The organism is Leucothrix pacifica, assembly GCF_003172875.1.
Lineage (GTDB): Bacteria > Pseudomonadota > Gammaproteobacteria > Thiotrichales > Thiotrichaceae > Leucothrix > Leucothrix pacifica.
Map to the genome: position 1 here is coordinate 1 of NZ_QGKM01000107.1, position 1,233 is coordinate 1,233.

1 protein-coding gene is annotated in these 1,233 nt (G+C 42.8%); it reads left to right on the plus strand.

Features of this window, described 5'->3' with window-relative positions; genetic code table 11:
• Nucleotides 1-1,233, plus strand: a 1,233-nt coding sequence (locus DKW60_RS23875) for a hypothetical protein (RefSeq protein WP_219988874.1), incomplete at both ends; no start/stop codon positions are given.

Here is a 1,233-nt window from a genome sequence, read left to right on the forward strand (position 1 = left end):
AATGGTGCCAAGTACCATTGACCTTGCGGAATTTTATACCAATCGATCTAATTCCTACTCATCTGTTGCGAAACAAAAAGCTGCTCAATCAAATACTAAAACCAGACAAGCAGCTTCGAAAGAGAGGTCTGCGGGTAATTGGGAAAAAAGGGCGTCAAGGTACAAAGAATTAGCAATAAAACAAGTAGCAAGAGCAAGGAAGGAAACGAAAAAGCTTACTGCGCTCACAGAGAAAATAGAAGACTATAAAGATGTCATTGATGGAATTGAACGTAGTTTGGATACCAAAAATGATGATAGTGCTATGGTGGTTCTTTGGGAGGCCTCAGGGCGTGATGCTTCGGGTCGTTTACGTAGCGATTGGGTGGGGAATGGCCTAGTCACTAACCGAGAGTTTGATCCGTACAATGGTCACCTTAGAAACATCACCACCGGTATAGGCGGTGATTTCGACTTGATTCGTAATATCGACTATACCTATGATGAAGTTGATAATGTCAAAACCCGGAATGAGCGATATCAACGTACGGCCAACGCCTATGTCAGTATCGATAATACCTACACATATGATGAATATGACCGATTAGATACTGTTACTTCGGTACACTCAGCAGGTAACAGCCAAAATTACAATTACGACTATGACCAGCATGGCAATATAATTTATAAGTCAGACGCTGGAACGATGACTTATGATGATGGTAACCGACTTTCCACGCTCAGGGGTGTTGCCGGGAGCCGTGATTATAAGTACGACTTGAATGGCAATATCGCAACCGATGGTAAAAAAACCTATAAATGGACAGGCTTTAATAAACCTAGTCAGATTCGTCAGGGAAGCAAAAAAACGGATTTCATTTATGGACCAGATAATACCCGAGCCATGCAAACACGCTGGGCAAAGGGCAATATCGAGAAGACATATTACGTAAGCAAAGCCTATGAATACGTGATTAGTAACCAAGGCTTAGCGGATCAATATGAGCAAATGAAGCACCATATTTATGCGGGCAAAGAGGTGGTTGCGATACAGGTTCGTTCAAAGCTTAATCATAAGCAGCAGCCAGATGTAACTCGTTACTTGCATAAGGACGCACTCGGTAATATTGACACGATAACGGATGCTAACGGTAAAATTGTGCAGCGAGCGGAATTCGACCCGTTTGGTAAGCGCACTACTATGTTAAGCCTGTCAGATGATCCTTGGACAAACCGTGGTTATACGGGTCATGA